Consider the following 16596-nt stretch of genomic DNA (forward strand, 5'->3'; position numbering starts at 1 on the left):
CGGTCCTTGGTGCAAATGGCTGCAATGAGGGCAGGGCGGGATGCCCGACCGGTGGGCGAGGCCCTTTCGGCGTGTATGTTCCGGGGCCGAGAGCCATGGAAGGGACCAATCCGGTGAACAAGAAGCTTGTGGCTGCACTGTCCGGCGGTGCCGCACTGGTGCTCGCGCTGACCGGTTGCAGCGACGACAGCAACAAAAAGCTCAATGACTGGGCGAAGAGTTTCTGCGACCCTGCGCAGGCTCAGTTCAAGAAGATCCAGGACGCCAACGGCGCCATGCAGACGGCCGATAACGGCAGCACGGACTCCAAGAAGGTCCAGCAGACCGACTCGGCCGCCTTCGAGAAGATTTCCGGCGCCTACGCCTCGCTGGCCAAGTCCCTGGAGAAGGCCGGGCCGCCGCCGACCGAACAGGGCAAGCAGGCCCAGCAGAACGCCGTCAAGGAGCTCAACTCGCTCTCCAAGGGCTACGCGGACCTCCAGAAGCAGGTCGACAGCCTCGACACCTCGGACAAGCTGAAGTTCGCGGACGGTCTGCGCGACCTGTCCAACGGCATCAACAAGCTCAACAAGCAGAGCGAGGCCGCCTTCAAGAACCTGGAGGCCGGTGACGTCGGTACGGCGATGGCCGCCCAGAAGGGGTGTCAGAACCCCGCCGCGTCCGGTTCCCCGGCGCCGACACAGTCCAAGAAGTCGTAACGGCCACGGGAGTCGGACGGGCCGGGAAGCCGCGGACCGGCACCGGCTCCGACGGCCCGGCGACGCGCCCGGAGCGGGCGTGGCGCCGGGCCGTCGCCGTTTGTCAGTGGCAGGGCCGACAATGGTGGGCGTGAGTACGCACCTCCCCACCGCAGATGCCCAGGACCCCGAGAGCCACGCCCGTACCGCCCGGCTGCGCGCGGCGCTGCTGGCCGCCGCCTTCACCGCCGACGGGCTGCTGGAGCTGCTCGGCGCGCCCGCCTATGCCGCGCTGGCGCGCAGCGAGACCGTCCCCGCCCTGCGGGCGACCCGCGGTGACAGCCCGCTGGAGACCCTGGTGCGGCTGTTCCTGCTCCAGCGCCCGGTGGAGCGGCGGCGCGCACAGGCCGCGCTGCCGGTCGCGGACTGCCTCGCCGACGGCTGGCTGGTGCAGGACGGCGACGAGCTGCGCGCCAGTGTGGACGTGCGGCCGTACGGCGGCCCCGAGGGGCAGGACTGGTGGATCGTCTCCGACCTGGGCTGTGCGGTCGGCGGGGCCGGCGGTATCCGGGGCGTCGGGGAGGCGGACCGCGCGGAGCTGGTGCTCGGCGTCGGCGGGGCGTCCACGACCCTGGCCGGGCTCACCGTGCGCCGCCCGGTCGGCAAGGCGCTCGACCTCGGCACCGGCTCCGGCATCCAGGCGCTGCACGCCGCCCAGCACGCCACCCGCGTCACGGCCACCGACCTCAACCCCCGGGCGCTGCGGATCACCGCGCTGACGCTGGCGCTCTCCGGGGCGGAGGCGGCGGATCTGCGGGAGGGCTCGCTGTTCGAGCCGGCCGGTGACGAGACGTACGACCTGATCGTGTCCAACCCGCCGTTCGTCATCTCCCCGGGCGCCCGCCTCACCTACCGGGACGGCGGCATGGGCGGCGACGACCTGTGCCGGACGCTGGTCCAGCAGTCCGCCGCGTATCTCAACGACGGCGGCTACTGCCAGCTGCTGGCCAATTGGCAGCATGTGGCGGGCGAGGAGTGGCAGGACCGGCTGCGGTCCTGGGTGCCGCGCGGCTGTGACGCCTGGATCGTGCAGCGCGAGGTGCAGGACATCACCCAGTACGCCGAGCTGTGGCTGCGCGACGCGGGCGACCACCGGGCGGGCGACGAGGCGTACGCCGCGCGGTACGACGCCTGGCTCGACGAGTTCGAGGCGCGCGGGACCAAGGCCATCGGCTTCGGCTGGATCACGCTGCGCAAGTCCGGTTCGGAGAACTCCTCCATCACCGTCGAGGAATGGCCGCATCCGGTCGAGCAGCCGCTGGGGGAGACGGTCGTGGCGCACTTCGAGCGCCAGGACTATCTGCGGTCCACGGACGACGCGGCGCTGCTGGCCGCTCATTTCCGGCTCGCCGATGGGGTGGTCCAGGAGCAGGTCGGGCTGCCCGGGGCGGAGGACCCGGAGCATGTGGTGCTGCGTCAGAACCGCGGTATGCGGCGCGCCACGAAGGTGGACACGGTCGGCGCGGGCTTCGCCGGGGTGTGCGACGGCACCCTGCCCGCCGGGCGGATTCTGGACGCCATCGCCCAACTCGTCGGCGAGGACCCGGTCCTGCTGCGGGACCGTACCCCGGCCTCGATCCGGATGCTGGTCGAGCAGGGGTTCCTGGAGCCGGTGGCCGCGGGCGGCTGATGCGGGCGGTTGATGTGGACCGTTGACGTGGACGGCTGATGCGGACGGGGGAGCGGCCGACGACATACCGGCGTCGTTCATCCGGCGTTCGCCGGGATGCCGCCCCGGGGTGCCACGCTGCGCGCATGGAGAGTGGACCCGAGGCATTCGCCGGTGTGGCGTTCGCGCTGTTCGGCGCCGGACTTCTGGTGTGGACGGGCGTGTGCGCGCGGACCGGTTCCCCGGTCGCCGACGGTGTCAGCCGTCCGGTCGCCACGGTGACGGCGCTGCTGTCCGGGCTGGTGTTCCTGGCCACCGGCTGCTGGCTGCTGATGGCGTTGTAGCCGCCCGCGTCACCCCGTCGTCCTGCCGCCCGCCCGTTCGGCACCCTGGTGACGGGACGGCGTCCTCAACTGCCGTCGGAAGGCGTTCCGTTCACTTCCGGCCAGTTCTGTCATAAATGGCCGGTGTGTGCCGGTACGCGGGAACTTTCCGGTGCCATCAGGGCATCTCCCTCAGTGAAGGTCACCAACAGGCCGGTCGGCCCACGGGCCGGCCCCCTCAGGGAGGAACCCCAATGAACCGTGCACTCCGCTACGCCACCGTCGGCGCCATCGCCGTCTCCCTGCTCGCCGGCGGCTCGGCCGCGGCCTTCGCCGCGCCGCAGGACCTGCACACGTCCGCGCCGACCGTGGCTACCGCTCCGGCCGCCGCCTCCCTGACGGCCAAGGCCAGTGCGACGACGGTCAAGGCGTGGGAGCAGTTCCGCATCACCGGCGTGGCCAAGGGCATCAAGGCCGGCACCAAGCTCACCGTCCAGCAGAAGCAGGGCACGAAGTGGGTCTCGCTGCCCGCGCAGACGCCGGTCAACTCCAGCGGTGCGTACGCGGTGCGGGTCAAGCTCGGCCTCAAGGGCGTCAACCAGCTCCGCATGGCCACCGGCAGCACCGTCTCGCCGGTGGTCTCGGTCACCGTTCGCTGAGGCTCTGACGCGTCGAGTTGCTGACGCGTTGAGGTGCTGACGCGTCGAGGCGGTGACGCCCTGACGCGGCGCACGGACGCCTGACGGTCCGGACCGAGGCCGGACCGTCAGGCAGCCCCGTGGCGCGTCGTCTAGCCCACGAGATTGCGGGCCAGCATCCACACCGCGGCGATGCCGAGCACCACGGCGTTGCCGCGGCCCGACAGCCGGGGCCGGTACACCCGGCCGCGGAGGCCGGCGACCAGCCAGCGCACGACGGCGTACGCCACGACCGGCCCGCCCAGCGTCAGCAGCACGGCGTTGTCGTGAAAGGCCGTCACGACCTCGCCGTGCATCAGGTCGTACGCCATCCGGGTCCCGCCGCACAGCGGGCACAGCAGCCCGGTGATCCATTTGAACGGGCAGGGGATCAGCAGCTGCCCCGGCTGGTGCGGATCGGTGTGCCAGAGATAGACGGCGGCCGCCGCGCCGGGGCCGAGCGTGAGCGCCGCCCGGCGGAGGGTGCGCCTCCGGACCGCCGCCCCGGTGGGGCCCACGGGCTCGGCGGGACCCCAGGACTCCCCGGTGCTCACACGCTCAGCGACCGGGCGTAGTTGACCTGGTTGAGCACGAACATCACCTGCTCGCGGGACTGCACCGGGATCATCGTGGCGTGGTGCCGGCCGCCGCTGTTCACGGTGACCTGGACGAACCCGGTCGTCACCCGCTCCTTCATCAGGAGGAAGAGCAGCCCCAGCAGACAGAAGAGGAAGAAGACGATGGCGAGCACGACCGCGTGCGCCGGAATCTTCTCCTCCGTCCGCGACATGTCGGTCGCCGTCCACACCGCGCCCCGGAGCGGCATCGGCCCGGCGGGCGTCATGACCGTGTCGCCGGTCACCGCGATATCGCCGAGCGACAGCGCCATCCCGCCGGGCTGGGCCCCGGGCTGGAAGCCGACGGGCGCCGGCTGCTGCGGCATGCCCGGCGGGAAACCGGGCGGGGGCGTCGGCTGGGCGCCGGCCTGGGGAAAGCCGTAACCGGGCTGCGGCTGCGCGGGCGTCTGGGGATAGCCGTAGCCGGGCTCCCCTGGGTGGCCGCCCTGCGGATAGCCGTAGCCGGGGTCGGCGGGCTGAGCGCTCTCCGGTGTGGCGTAAGGGTTCTGACCGGGCTGGCCGGGCGGCTGTTCCGGAGGAGGTCCGGGGTGCTGGTTGGCCATGGGTGGTGATCCCCCCGAGTGTGCGTGACGACGGCAGTACCCGGCTCGAACGGCGAGCCGTGCCGTGTCCATCCTGCCAGCCCGCTCACGTGCTGTATCAAGGCAATGACGGCATCCGGCGCCGCCTTGTGACAGTCGCCGGCCGGCGGACGGTGCGGTGTGCGGCCCCGGGCGAGCGATGAACCGTCGGGGGTCCGTCACTGTGTGAGATCACCGAAGGTGCCGGGGCTGCGGCGCGCGGGGAACGGCCGGTGTGGACACCGGGGAGCAGGACGGCCCCGTCATGATCCATAGGACCGCCCCCTGGGCCCGTGGCGGGCGCCTGATGCGGTCCGGGCGGCATGAAGGCATGTAGTCGGGTTACCGTTCGAGTGGCGTTGCGGGGTTTTTCCGTTTGACACGGGGCCGGGAGGTACCGTCACACTCCGCAGCGTCAAGCGTCACCGCAGTGCGACCCGGCGTCCGGCCGGGGAGCAGTCCCAGCGTCGACCGGAGAGAAGAGCGAAGTTGTCCCCGACCAGCGAGACCACAGACGGCGGCCGCCGCCGACTCGTCATCGTCGAGTCGCCCGCCAAGGCGAAGACGATCAAGGGCTACCTCGGCCCTGGCTACGTGGTCGAGGCCAGCGTCGGACACATCCGCGACCTGCCGAACGGCGCCGCAGAGGTCCCGGCGAAGTACAAGGGCGAGCCCTGGGCCCGGCTCGGCGTGAATGTCGACGCCGAATTCCAGCCGATCTACGTCGTCAACAGTGACAAGAAGGACCAGGTCAAGAAGCTCAAGGAGCTGCTGGCCGAGTCCGATGAGCTCTACCTCGCCACAGATGAGGACCGCGAGGGCGAGGCCATCGCCTGGCACCTCCAGGAGATCCTCAAGCCCAAGGTCCCCGTCCACCGGATGGTCTTCCACGAGATCACCAAGGACGCGATCCGCGAGGCCGTCGCCAATCCGCGCGATCTGAACCAGAAGCTGGTCGACGCCCAGGAGACCCGCCGCATCCTCGACCGCCTCTACGGCTACGAGGTCTCGCCGGTCCTGTGGAAGAAGGTCATGCCGCGGCTGTCGGCCGGCCGGGTGCAGTCCGTCGCGACCCGTCTCGTCGTCGAGCGGGAGCGCGAGCGCATCGCCTTCCGCTCCGCCGAGTACTGGGACCTGACCGGCACCTTCTCCACCGGCCGGGCCGGGGACGCCAGCGACCCCTCGACGCTGACCGCCCGCCTGAACACCGTCGACGGCCGCCGTATCGCCCAGGGCCGGGACTTCGGCTCCAACGGGCAGCTCAAGAACGATGTGCTCCATCTGGACGAGGCGAACGCCCGCGCGCTCGCCGCCGCCCTGGAGAACACCGACTTCGCGGTGCGCTCGGTCGAGTCCAAGCCCTACCGCCGCTCGCCGTACGCCCCGTTCCGTACGACCACCCTCCAGCAGGAGGCCAGCCGCAAGCTCGGCTTCGGCGCCAAGGCCACCATGCAGGTGGCGCAGAAGCTGTACGAGAACGGCTTCATCACCTATATGCGTACGGACTCCACCACGCTCTCGGACACCGCGATCGCCGCGGCCCGGGCGCAGGTGACGCATCTGTACGGCGCGAACTACCTGCCGGACAAGCCGCGCACCTACGCCGGCAAGGTCAAGAACGCCCAGGAGGCGCACGAGGCGATCCGCCCGTCCGGCGACCGCTTCCGCACCCCGGCCGAGACGGGGCTGACCGGCGACCAGTTCCGGCTCTACGAGCTGATCTGGAAGCGGACCGTCGCCTCCCAGATGAAGGACGCGACCGGTAACTCCGTCACGGTCAAGATCGGTGGCCGGGCCAGCGACGGCCGGGACGCCGAGTTCAGCGCGTCCGGCAAGACCATCACCTTCCACGGCTTCCTGAAGGCCTATGTGGAGGGCGCCGACGACCCCAACGCCGAGCTCGACGACCGCGAGCGCCGGCTGCCGCAGGTCGCCGAGGGCGACGCGCTGGCCGCGCGGGAGATCACCGCCGACGGGCACGCCACCAAGCCGCCCGCCCGCTACACCGAGGCCACGCTGGTCAAGGAGCTGGAAGAGCGCGAGATCGGCCGCCCGTCGACCTACGCGTCGATCATCGGCACGATCCTCGACCGCGGCTATGTCTTCAAGAAGGGCACCGCGCTGGTCCCCTCCTTCCTGTCCTTCGCGGTGGTCAACCTCCTGGAGAAGCACTTCGGCCGGCTGGTCGACTACAGCTTCACCGCCAAGATGGAGGACGACCTCGACCGCATCGCCCGTGGTGAGGCGCAGTCCGTGCCGTGGCTGCGGCGCTTCTACTTCGGCGAGGGCCACGGCGAGGGCGGTGCCGCGGACGCCGGCAACGGCGACGGCGACCACCTCGGCGGGCTCAAGGAACTGGTCGAGGACCTCGGCGCGATCGACGCCCGGGAGATCTCGTCCTTCCCGGTCAGCGACGACATCAAGCTGCGGGTCGGCCGCTACGGCCCGTATGTGGAGCGCGGTGAGAAGGATGCCGAGGGCCACCAGCGCGCCGACGTGCCCGACGACCTGGCGCCCGACGAGCTGACCGTGGAGTACGCGGAGGAGCTGCTCGCCAAGCCGAGCGGCGACTTCGAGCTGGGCATGGACCCGGCCAGCGGCCACCAGATCGTCGCCAAGGACGGCCGCTACGGCCCGTACGTCACCGAGATCCTGCCCGAGGGCACCCCGAAGACCGGCAAGAACGCGGTCAAGCCGCGCACCGCCTCGCTCTTCAAGTCGATGGCCCTGGACACGGTGACGCTGGCGGACGCGCTCAAGCTGATGTCGCTGCCGCGCGTCGTCGGCAAGGACCCCGAGGGCGTGGAGATCACCGCGCAGAACGGCCGCTACGGCCCGTATCTGAAGAAGGGCACCGACTCGCGCTCCCTGGAGACCGAGGATCAGCTCTTCTCGATCACCGTCGAGGAGGCGCTGGCGATCTACGCCCAGCCCAAGCAGCGCGGGCGGGCCGCCGCCAAGCCGCCGCTGAAGGAGCTGGGTACGGACCCGGTGAGCGGTAAGCCGGTGGTGGTCAAGGACGGCCGCTTCGGTGCGTATGTCACCGACGGCGAGACCAACGCGACGCTGCGGCGCGACGACGACGTCGAGACGGTCACCGCCGAGCGGGGCTACGAGCTGCTGGCGGAGAAGCGCGCCAAGGGGCCGGCGAAGAAGACCGCGAAGAAGGCGCCGGCCAAGAAGGCGCCGGCGAAGAAGACGGCGGCGAAGAAGACGGCGGCGAAGAAGACGGCGGCGAAGAAGACCACCGCGAAGAAGACGGCCGCCAAGAAGACCGCGGCGAAGAAGACGACCACGGCGAAGAAGACCACCGCCAAGAAGGCCACCGCGAAGACGGCGGCGAAGAAGACGGCGGCGTCGGCCGAGGACTGAGGCGGCACCGCCGGCCCCGGCCGGCGGAACCGCAGGACAAGGGCGGGCAAGGCGGACACGTTCCGTCGTGCCCGCCCATTTGTTCGGGCAGGCGCTCGACGCCCCGCACCGTATCGATAGGCTGGCGAGATGACGCGTGCCGAGCAGCCAACGGTCGTGACCCCCACTTCAGGCGCCCTAGCGGCGGATTCCCGCGAGCGCGCCGTGCGAGCCCTGCTCCGCTTCCCCCCACTGAAGCGGCTGTGGAGCGCCCAATTTGTCGGGGGCATCGGCGATGCCCTGTCCATGCTTGTCCTCGTACTGCTCGCCCTACAGGCGGCGCTGTACGTCCCCCTGGGCGGCGAGGCCGCCTTCGGCGGCGGTTATCGGGGAGCCGCCCTCGCGGTCACCGCGGTCTTCGCGGCCCGGATGCTGGCGATGCTGCTCTTCGGAGCCGTTCTGCTGGGCCCGCTGTCCGCGCTGACCTCCCCCGCTGCTCGACGCGCGGGGGGACCCCCATCCGCCGGACCACTGGACCGGCGCTGGACGATGATCGGCGCGGATGTGCTGCGGCTCGCGCTGCTGGTCATCGCCCCCCTCTGGCTCGGCTGGACGCCGGACAACGCGCTGGCCTGGCTCCTGGTCACGGTCTTCGTCACCGGCGTCGCCGAACGCTTCTGGACCGTCGCGCGGGAGAGCGCCGCACCCGGGCTGCTGCCCACCCCGCCCCCCGATGGCGCCACGGTCCGCCCGCTGCCCGACAACATGGACGCCCTGCGCCGCCTCTCGCTGCGCACCAGCTTCGTCTCGCTGCCGATCGCGGCCGCCGCCCTGGTGGTCGTCACGCTCGTCAGCAAGCTGCTGGGCACCGGCATCGACTGGTTCCGCCTCCACCAGGCCGCGCTCGGCTCCTATGTGGCCGCCGGGCTCTTCGCAGCCTCCGTATCGATCCTCTACTTCATCGAGTTCCCCGGTGTGCCGACGCCGCGGCCGCGCTCCCCTCTGGAGGGACTGCGCCGCCCCAAGGCCGCAGCAGCGGCCGCCGGACAGCCGGCCCAGGGCGAGAAGGCGGAGAACGGCACCGCCCGTACGGCCGCCGACAAGGGCCGCACGGGCGCGATCCCGCTGCTGGTGGCCGCCTGTGCCGCGGTGGCCGCGGCCCTCGCCGCCGCCGTCTCGCTCGCCGTCCTGCACGGCTACGACCTGAGCGGCGGCCCGGCCGCCTACGCGCTGCTGGTGCTCGCACTGACCGGCGGTACGGCCGTCGGCATCCGCGGCGCCCACCGGGTGCTGCCCACGCTCTCCCGGCGCCGGCTGCTCGCCCTCGCGGTGGCCGCCACCGGCCTCGCGCTGCTGGCCATGGGTCTGGTCCCGGACCAGACGACGGTGCTGCTGCTCGCCCTGCTGGCCGGTATCAGTGCCGGGATCGCCGCCAATACGGGGCACGTGCTGCTGGACCAGGAGTCCGAGGAGCCCCGTGCCGCCCGTACGACCGAGCATCTGCACGCCGTGGTCCGGCTCTCCATCGCCGCGGCCGTCATCGTCGCGCCGCTGCTGGCGGCCGTCATCGGCCCGCACCACCTCGGCGACGGTGCCTTCAACTTCGCGTACGGCGGCGCCGCCTACACCCTGATGCTGGCCGGTGCGTTGCTGCTGCCGGTCGCCGCCCTGGTGCTCGGCAAGGCCGACGACCGGCAGGGCGTACCGCTGCGGAGTGATCTGTGGGAGGCGCTGCGCGGCGCCGACCCGGCGCAGGCGCCCGCCCCCACCGGCTTCTTCATCGCCCTGGAAGGCGGCGACGGCGCCGGTAAGTCCACGCAGGTCGAGGCGCTCGCGGAGTGGATCCGCGGCAAGGGCCACGAGGTCGTGGTGACCCGCGAGCCGGGCGCCACCGCCATCGGCAAGCGGCTGCGCTCGATCATCCTGGACGTCTCGACGTCCGGGCTCTCGGACCGTGCCGAGGCGCTGATGTTCGCCGCCGACCGGGCCGAGCACGTCAACAGCGTCATCCGGCCGGCCCTGGAGCGCGGTGCGGTCGTCATCACCGACCGGTACATCGACTCCTCGGTCGCCTACCAGGGCGCCGGGCGCAACCTCGCCCCCACGGAGATCGCCCGGATCTCGCGCTGGGCCACGGACGGCCTGGTGCCGCATCTGACGGTGCTGCTCGACGTCTCCCCGGAGACGGCGCGGGAGCGCTTCACCGAGGCACCGGACCGGCTGGAGTCCGAGCCCGCCGCCTTCCACCAGCGGGTACGGTCCGGCTTCCTCACACTGGCCGCCGCCGACCCCGCCCGCTATCTGGTCGTCGACGCCGGTCAGGAACCGGAAGCCGTCACCACCGTCGTACGGCACCGCCTCGACCAGGTGCTCCCGCTGTCCGAGACCGAGGTCCAGGCGCAGGCCGAGGCCCGTAAGGCCGCCGAGGAAGAGGTCCGCCGCAAGGCCGAGGAGGAAGCGGCGCACAAGGCGGAGGAGGAGCGCCTGGAGCGCGAGCGCCAGGAGCAGCTGGCCAAGCTGCGCGCCGAGGAGGAAGAGCGCAAGCGCCGCGACGCCGAGGAGGCCAGGGCGCGCGAGGAGGCCCACCAGGCCGACGAGGCCCGGAAGCGCGCCGAGGAGGCCCGGCAGGCCGCGGAGGCGGAGCGGGCCCGCCGCGAGGCCGAGGAACGCGCCCGCCAGGCCGAGCAGGAGCGGCTGCGCAAGCAGCACGAGGAAGAGGCGCGGCTGCGCAAGGAGGCTGAGGAGCGCCGCCTGGAGAAGCAGCGCAAGGCCGAGGCGGCACTGGTGCGCGCCGAGGAGGCCCGGAAGGCGGCCGCCGAGTCGGCTGCGGCGGCCGAGGCCAAGGCCGCGGCCGAGGCGGCGCAGGCGGCGGAGGCGGCCGACGCGCCCACGGCGGAGACCTACGTCGCGGACCTGCGGAAGCGGCTGGGCGGCACGTCCGACGACGCCTCCGCGTCCGGCTCGGACGGCGAGCGGACCGAGGAGTCGCTGCCGCGGCCCGGAACTCCGGACGCCCCGGGCTCCCGTGCGGCGGACGAGACGGCGGTGCTGCCTCCGGTACGGGACACGCAGGACCCCTGGCACGGCCTGGACACCGGCGCGGACCCGGAGGAGACGGCCGTGCTGCCGCCCGTACGGGACGCCGAGGAGACCGCCGTACTGCCGTCCGTACGGGACGACCAGGCCCGCGGCGAGCACGCGCGGAGCGGTGACCCCGCCGACCGAGTGCCGCCATGGATGTTCCGCAAGGAGACGCCGGACGCGGCGGCCGGGAGGAACGGCGCGGCGTCCGCCCCCGCGGAGTCGCGCGCCGAGCGCACCCGCGAACTCCCGCAGATCGACCCGGAGACCGGCCACCCCGTCGAGATCCCGCAGCGCGCCCGCCCCCGCCCCGAATGGGCGGAGGAGACCCCGCTGGATGATCTGCCCACGCTCGCCGATGAGCTGCTGGGCTCGCGCGCCGACGAGGACGCGGACGGCAGGGGCGGGAACGGCCGCCGCGGCGGCCGGGGACGGCGCGGCTAGCCGTCCGGGACGCCCTCGTACGAACGGCCGTGGCCGCAGCTTCCCCGCTGCGGCCGCGGCCGTTTTCCGCGTCCGGAGGGCGCCGTCCGGCCGCCCGGCGCCGGCTTCCGGATTCGTTTGTCAGTGGGTTGCACCACAATGGGTCGGGCGCGGAGCACTGCGCGGTGTGCGGGGCCGGGCACACCCGCACTTCGCGCGGCACGGCAGACGGAACGGCACAGGAACGGCGGACAGCGATGGCGGTATGGGACGACGTGGTCGGCCAGGGCCGGGTGACGGCGCAGCTGGCCGCGGCCGCGCGCGATGCGGACGCCCTGGTCTCCGCGGGGCAGGCCGGGCGGGAGCCTGCGCGCGGTGAGGCGGCGCCTTCCGCGGACCCCGGCGGCGCCTCCCAGATGACGCACGCCTGGCTGTTCACCGGCCCGCCCGGCTCCGGCTGCTCCACCGCGGCCCGCGCCTTCGCCGCCGCCCTCCAGTGCGTCAGCCCGGACCGCGCCCTCGGCGGCGGACCCGGCTGCGGCTTCTGCGACGGCTGCCACACGGCCCTGATCGGCACCCACGCCGATGTCGAGATCGTCCGTACGGACCTGCTGTCCATCGGCGTCAAGGAGACCCGCGACCTGGTCCGCCGGTCCTCGCTCTCCCCGTCCGGCGGCCGCTGGCAGGTGATCGTCCTCGAGGACGCCGACCGCCTCACCGAAGGCGCCGGCAACGTCCTCCTCAAGGCCGTCGAGGAACCCGCGCCCCGTACGGTCTGGCTGCTCTGCGCCCCCTCCGTGGAGGACGTCCTCCCCACCATCCGCTCGCGCTGCCGCCTCCTCTCGCTGCGTACGCCACCGGTCGACGCGGTCGCCGACGTCCTCGTCCGGCGGGACGGCATCGAGCCGGACGCCGCCGGCCGGGCCGCCCGCGCCACCCAGGGGCACATCGGCCGGGCCCGCCGCCTCGCCACCGACGAGCGCGCCCGCGCCCGCCGGGCCGCCGTACTCAAACTCCCGCTCCGCGTCGACGACATCGGCGGCTGCCTCAAGGCCGCCCAGGAGCTGATCGACGCCGCGGGGGAGGACGCCAAGCAGGTCGCCGAGGAGGTCGACACCAAGGAGACCGAAGAACTGCGCGCCGCCCTCGGCGCCGCGGCCGGCACCAACGGACGGCTGCCGCGCGGCACGGCCGGCGCCATGAAGGAACTCCAGGACAAGCAGAAGCGCCGCTCGACCCGTACCCAGCGCGACAGCCTCGACCTGGCCCTGGTCGACCTCACCGGCTTCTACCGCGACGTCCTCGCCCTCCAGATGGGCGCCTCGGTACCCCTCGCCAACGACGAGGTCCGCGACAGCGTCCAGCGCATCGCCACCGCCTCGACCCCCGAACGCACCCTCCGCCGGATAGAAGCCGTCATCGCCTGCCGCGAGGCCCTGGACCGCAATGTGGCCCCCCTCCTCGCGGTCGAGGCGATGACGGTGGCTCTCCGGGCGGGCTGACCCCCACCCACCCATGGCGCCGGGGCCGCCGGGCGCCCGACCTCCACCCGCGGCAGCCCCCGAGGGCCGCCCGACCTCCACTCGCGGCAGTGGCTCCCGACGGCCGCTCCGACCCCTACCAGCCAAGGCGCGGGCCTCGCCGCCCGCCAGACCGTCCACTCCAGGAGACGCACACACCACGTCCTCGGCCGGATACGCTCCGTGCGGGAGGGCTGCTGATCACCTGCCGCCTGCCGCCGCCGTCCGCTATCCGACCTCCGCCGCCTCTCTCCAGCCGACTCCGGCCGGAGCCGTTCCCCGGCCGCCACCCCGGCCGGCCCGCCGCTCAGGCCCACCCCGCACCCCACACCACTCCACGCCCTACCCACCGCCAGTACGTACGGGCTCCACCGCACCCCACCCCAAGGACCGACACCGCACTCCAGACTCCACCCCACGCTCCGGGGACCGAGACCAAGGGACCGCCCAATGGCCACCAGCCGCCTGCTCCGCACCTCTGCCGCCGCCCTCGCGGCCACCGCTCTGCTGATCTCCGGCTGCTCCTCGGGGAGTTCGTCCCCGGGTGGCGAGGCGTCCCCGGGCCGCGGAACGGCGGCCGGCGCCCAGCGCCCCGCCGAGAACGCCTCCCTCGCGCCCCTCCCGGCCGCCACCCCGGCCGCCCTCCGCCCGTATTACGAACAGAAGCTGAGCTGGCATCCCTGTGGGGTGGCGGGCTTCGAGTGCGCCACGATGAAGGCGCCCCTCGACTACTCCAAGCCCAGTGCGGACACCGACCTCAAGCTCGCGGTGGCCCGCAAGAAGGCGACCGGCCCCGGTAGCAAGATCGGCTCCCTCCAGATCAATCCGGGCGGCCCCGGCGCGTCGGCGATCGAGTACCTCCAGCAGTACGCGCCCCAGCCCGCCGCGGTCCGCGCGCGCTACGACATGGTGGCGATGGATCCCCGCGGCGTGGGCCGCAGCGAACCGGTCGAGTGCCTGACCAGCAAGCAGATGGACCGCTACACCCAGACCGATGTGACCCCGGACTCACCGGCCGAGGTCAACCAGCTCACCAGCGCCTACCGCAGCTTCGCCAAGGGCTGCGCCGCCCGCGCCGGCCAACTGCTCCGCCATGTCTCCACCATCGAGGCCGCCCGGGACATGGACGTGCTGCGCGCCGCCCTGGGCGACAAGAAGATCACCTTCGTGGGCGCCTCCTACGGCACCTTCCTCGGCGCGACCAACGCCGGCCTCTACCCCTCCCGCGTCGGCCGGATGGTCCTGGACGGCGCGATGAACCCGGAGATCAACTCCCGCACCGTCAACCTCAACCAGGCCGCCGGCTTCGACACCGCGTTCCGGGCGTTCGCCGCGGACTGCATCAAGCACGAGGACTGCCCGCTCGGCACCAAGAGCGTCGACGACGCCGGCCGCCAGCTCTCCGCCCTCTTCAAGAAGCTGGACGCCCACCCGGTGGCCACGGGCGAGGAGCGCAAGCTCACCGAATCCCTCGCCACTACGGGCGTCGTCGCCGCCATGTACGACCAGCGCGCCTGGCCCATCCTGCGCGAGTACCTCGCCCAGGCCGAGGCGGGCAACGGCCGCGGCCTGCTCACGCTCTCCGACAGCTACTACGAGCGCGACCCGAACGGCACCTACGCCAACCAGATGTACGCCAACCCCGCCGTCAACTGCCTCGACCTCGCCTCCTCCTTCAACAGCCCCGCCCAGGTCCGCGCCGCCCTGCCCAGCTTCCGCAAGGCCTCCCCGGTCTTCGGCGAAAACTTCGCCTGGGCCGCCCTGAACTGCGCGTACTGGCCGGTCAAGCCCACCGGCACGACCCAGCGCATCCAGGCCAAGGGCGCCGCCCCGATCCTCGTCGTCGGCACCACCCGCGACCCGGCCACCCCGTACATCTGGGCCAAGGCCCTCGCCGCCCAGCTCTCCAGCGCCACCCTCCTCACCTACGAGGGCGACGGCCACACCGCCTACGGCCGCGGCAGCACCTGCATCGACAAGACGATCAACAACTACCTCCTCCACGGCACCGTCCCCCCCAAGGGCAAACACTGCAAGTGACCCTCACCACACCCGCCCCCCAACCCCTGACCAGCCCATAATCCGGTGACGGAGCACCCCTCCACGATGTGTAGACTGGGCCGCGCACCAAGCCGCCTTAGCTCAGTTGGCCAGAGCAACGCACTCGTAATGCGTAGGTCTCGGGTTCGAATCCCGAAGGCGGCTCTGTGGAAGCCCTAGGACTCACTCGCCGTGACCTGGGGCTTTTGCTTTTACTGGATACGGCGACGTCGCCGGGAACGTGCGGCCTTGCTGCCCACGGTCTCAGTTCTGGTCTCAGATGCGGGGTCCTGTCGAGGCAGGAAGGTGTTCCCCATCCGGGTCATCGCGTCCTTCGACAGGTGCGACCGTCCCTTCACGTAGCGGCGGGTCTGGCTGATCTGGGTGTGCCGCAGGATCTCCATGATCGTGGGCATGTCCACGCCCAGCTCGTTGAGGATCGTGCCTGCGGTGTGGCGGCTCCCGTCGTACAGCCGACGGTCATCGATGCCTGCCTCCGCCAACAGCTCCTTGAACTCTTCCCAATCGGCCCGCGGGTCGAGCGGCCGGCCGTCCGGCCGTGAGAACACGACCTTGTGCTCCTGCCACAGCTCTCCGGCCGCGGCTCGCATCTCCTCTTGCGCCGCCCGGTGTTCCGCCAGGTAGGGAAGGAACGCCGGAGGGATGGGCACGGGGTTCGTACTCTTCTTCGTCTTGGGCCGAGTGAAGACCAGGCCGCCGCCCTTTCGTTCAGGGCAAGCGCTCGCGTGCTTGGTGCAGCCCTTCGGGCACGGCTTCGGGCAGCCGCGCCTGTAGCTCTTGTGGGTGGTGCAGTCCGGCTGGCAAGCCTCGAATCGGTGAAGGCGCACCCCGCAGGCGTGAGGATCCGGGCAGCCATGCCGCCATGTGAGGCGCTGCAACTGCCACTGGGGATGGAACAGCTCCGCCTCAAGGTCGACGTAAGGCCACCGCAGGCCCAGTGTCTCGCCCTGCCGGAAGCCCATGCCCACGCCCACGATCCACCGCATGAACGTGGGGCGTTTGGCCGCGGCCGCCAAGAAGGCCGCCGCCTCCTCCCGCGTGAACGGGTTCGCCTCCGTCTCCTCGACGGTCGGCGGATCCACGAGCGTGGCAACGTTCTCGCCGATCATTCGACGGCGGTGGGCGATCTTCAGGGCGCGAGACAGGATGCGGTGCACCTTGACCACGTGCGACGGAGCGTGGCCCGCGTCGAGCATGGCCCGGTACATCCGTTCCAGATGCTCCGGCTGAAGCTTGTCGATGCGGTGCTGGCCGACCCCCGGAACGATGTCGTTGCGGGTCTTGGACCAGTAGTCGTCCAGCGAACGCGGCTTCAGTTTCAGGCTGGCGATGTCGGTGAGGTACGTCTCCATCCACTTGGCCACGGTCGGCTTGCGGCCGGCGGCGGGCGCTTGCCCCTCGTTGCGAAGGCGCTCCAACTCCTTCACCTTGCGGCGTAGTTCGGGCTCCGTCCTGGCGCGTCGGTGGCGACGATCGGGGCTGCCGTCGTTCTTCACGCCCATCGTGACGCGTCCGTGCCACCAGCCGTCGCCACCGAGATAGACGGACGACTCCATGTTGGGCTTGCGGGGGCTCATGTACTCCTCCATGGGGAAGGCGCCCCGAGCGGAAGCTCG

11 protein-coding genes and 1 tRNA gene are annotated in these 16596 nt (G+C 72.0%); 9 read left to right on the forward strand and 3 right to left on the reverse strand.

Annotation, left to right across the window (positions count from 1 at the left end; genetic code table 11):
- Positions 1-113: 113 nt before the first annotated feature.
- The 4 genes from QT196_RS21905 (at position 114) to QT196_RS21920 (ending at position 3328) form a co-directional block, all read left to right on the forward strand.
- The gene (locus QT196_RS21905; protein WP_168480666.1) at positions 114-698 is read left to right on the forward strand and encodes a small secreted protein; all 585 of its coding nucleotides are present in this window, start codon (positions 114-116) and stop codon (positions 696-698) included.
- A gap of 130 nt (positions 699-828) precedes the next feature.
- Positions 829-2367, forward strand: coding sequence for a methyltransferase (locus tag QT196_RS21910; protein WP_168480667.1), 1539 nt, complete (start codon positions 829-831; stop codon positions 2365-2367).
- 125 nt (positions 2368-2492) lie between these two features.
- The gene (locus QT196_RS21915) at positions 2493-2690 is read left to right on the forward strand and encodes a hypothetical protein (RefSeq protein ID WP_168480668.1); all 198 of its coding nucleotides are present in this window, start codon (positions 2493-2495) and stop codon (positions 2688-2690) included.
- Between the two features lie 233 nt (positions 2691-2923).
- A complete protein-coding gene (locus QT196_RS21920) occupies positions 2924-3328 on the forward strand; it encodes a hypothetical protein (protein WP_168480669.1) in 405 nt (134 codons plus the stop codon).
- Between the two features lie 131 nt (positions 3329-3459).
- Here QT196_RS21920 and QT196_RS21925 read toward each other — a convergent pair whose 3' ends face one another.
- Together QT196_RS21925 and QT196_RS21930 are read right to left on the reverse strand one after the other, a co-directional pair.
- Positions 3460-3900, reverse strand: a complete 441-nt coding sequence (locus QT196_RS21925; RefSeq protein WP_168480670.1) for a DUF2752 domain-containing protein — start codon at positions 3898-3900, stop codon at positions 3460-3462.
- Complete coding sequence (locus QT196_RS21930; protein ID WP_266737912.1) at positions 3897-4526, reverse strand: hypothetical protein; 630 nt, start codon at positions 4524-4526, stop codon at positions 3897-3899. The genes QT196_RS21925 and QT196_RS21930 overlap by 4 nt, the downstream gene beginning before the upstream one ends.
- Positions 4527-5033: 507 nt before the next feature.
- Between QT196_RS21930 and topA the strand changes: the two genes are divergently transcribed.
- The 5 genes from topA to QT196_RS21955 all read left to right on the forward strand — a co-directional run bounded on the left by topA (position 5034) and on the right by QT196_RS21955 (position 15124).
- Positions 5034-7916, forward strand: a complete 2883-nt coding sequence (topA, locus tag QT196_RS21935) for a type I DNA topoisomerase (protein ID WP_290355478.1) — start codon at positions 5034-5036, stop codon at positions 7914-7916.
- Positions 7917-8045: 129 nt separating this feature from the next.
- Positions 8046-11420 (forward strand): dTMP kinase, encoded by a 3375-nt coding sequence (gene tmk, locus QT196_RS21940; protein ID WP_290355479.1) that lies wholly within the window; start codon positions 8046-8048, stop codon positions 11418-11420.
- Between the two features lie 236 nt (positions 11421-11656).
- Positions 11657-12901, forward strand: a complete 1245-nt coding sequence (locus QT196_RS21945) for a DNA polymerase III subunit delta' (RefSeq protein ID WP_168480673.1) — start codon at positions 11657-11659, stop codon at positions 12899-12901.
- A 468-nt stretch (positions 12902-13369) separates the two neighbouring features.
- Positions 13370-14959: an alpha/beta hydrolase gene (locus QT196_RS21950; RefSeq protein ID WP_290355480.1), complete on the forward strand. Its 1590-nt coding sequence runs from the start codon at positions 13370-13372 to the stop codon at positions 14957-14959.
- A 91-nt stretch (positions 14960-15050) separates the two neighbouring features.
- A tRNA-Thr gene (locus tag QT196_RS21955) sits at positions 15051-15124 on the forward strand.
- A gap of 47 nt (positions 15125-15171) precedes the next feature.
- Here QT196_RS21955 and QT196_RS21960 read toward each other — a convergent pair.
- The gene (locus tag QT196_RS21960) at positions 15172-16557 is read right to left on the reverse strand and encodes a tyrosine-type recombinase/integrase (RefSeq protein ID WP_290355481.1); all 1386 of its coding nucleotides are present in this window, start codon (positions 16555-16557) and stop codon (positions 15172-15174) included.
- Positions 16558-16596 lie beyond the last annotated feature (39 nt).

The organism is Streptomyces sp. P9-2B-2, from assembly GCF_030406865.1.
Lineage (GTDB): Bacteria > Actinomycetota > Actinomycetes > Streptomycetales > Streptomycetaceae > Streptomyces > Streptomyces platensis.

What these genes read in the sequence shown, in the direction of transcription:
- tmk (WP_290355479.1), top strand. Translation starts at nt 8,046, where the DNA reads ATGACGCGTGCCGAGCAGCCAACGGTCGTGACCCCCACTTCAGGCGCC.
- QT196_RS21945 (WP_168480673.1), top strand. Translation starts at nt 11,657, where the DNA reads ATGGCGGTATGGGACGACGTGGTCGGCCAGGGCCGGGTGACGGCGCAG.
- QT196_RS21930 (WP_266737912.1), bottom strand. Translation starts at nt 4,526, where the DNA reads ATGGCCAACCAGCACCCCGGACCTCCTCCGGAACAGCCGCCCGGCCAG.
- QT196_RS21915 (WP_168480668.1), top strand. Translation starts at nt 2,493, where the DNA reads ATGGAGAGTGGACCCGAGGCATTCGCCGGTGTGGCGTTCGCGCTGTTC.
- QT196_RS21950 (WP_290355480.1), top strand. Translation starts at nt 13,370, where the DNA reads ATGGCCACCAGCCGCCTGCTCCGCACCTCTGCCGCCGCCCTCGCGGCC.
- QT196_RS21920 (WP_168480669.1), top strand. Translation starts at nt 2,924, where the DNA reads ATGAACCGTGCACTCCGCTACGCCACCGTCGGCGCCATCGCCGTCTCC.
- QT196_RS21960 (WP_290355481.1), bottom strand. Translation starts at nt 16,557, where the DNA reads ATGAGCCCCCGCAAGCCCAACATGGAGTCGTCCGTCTATCTCGGTGGC.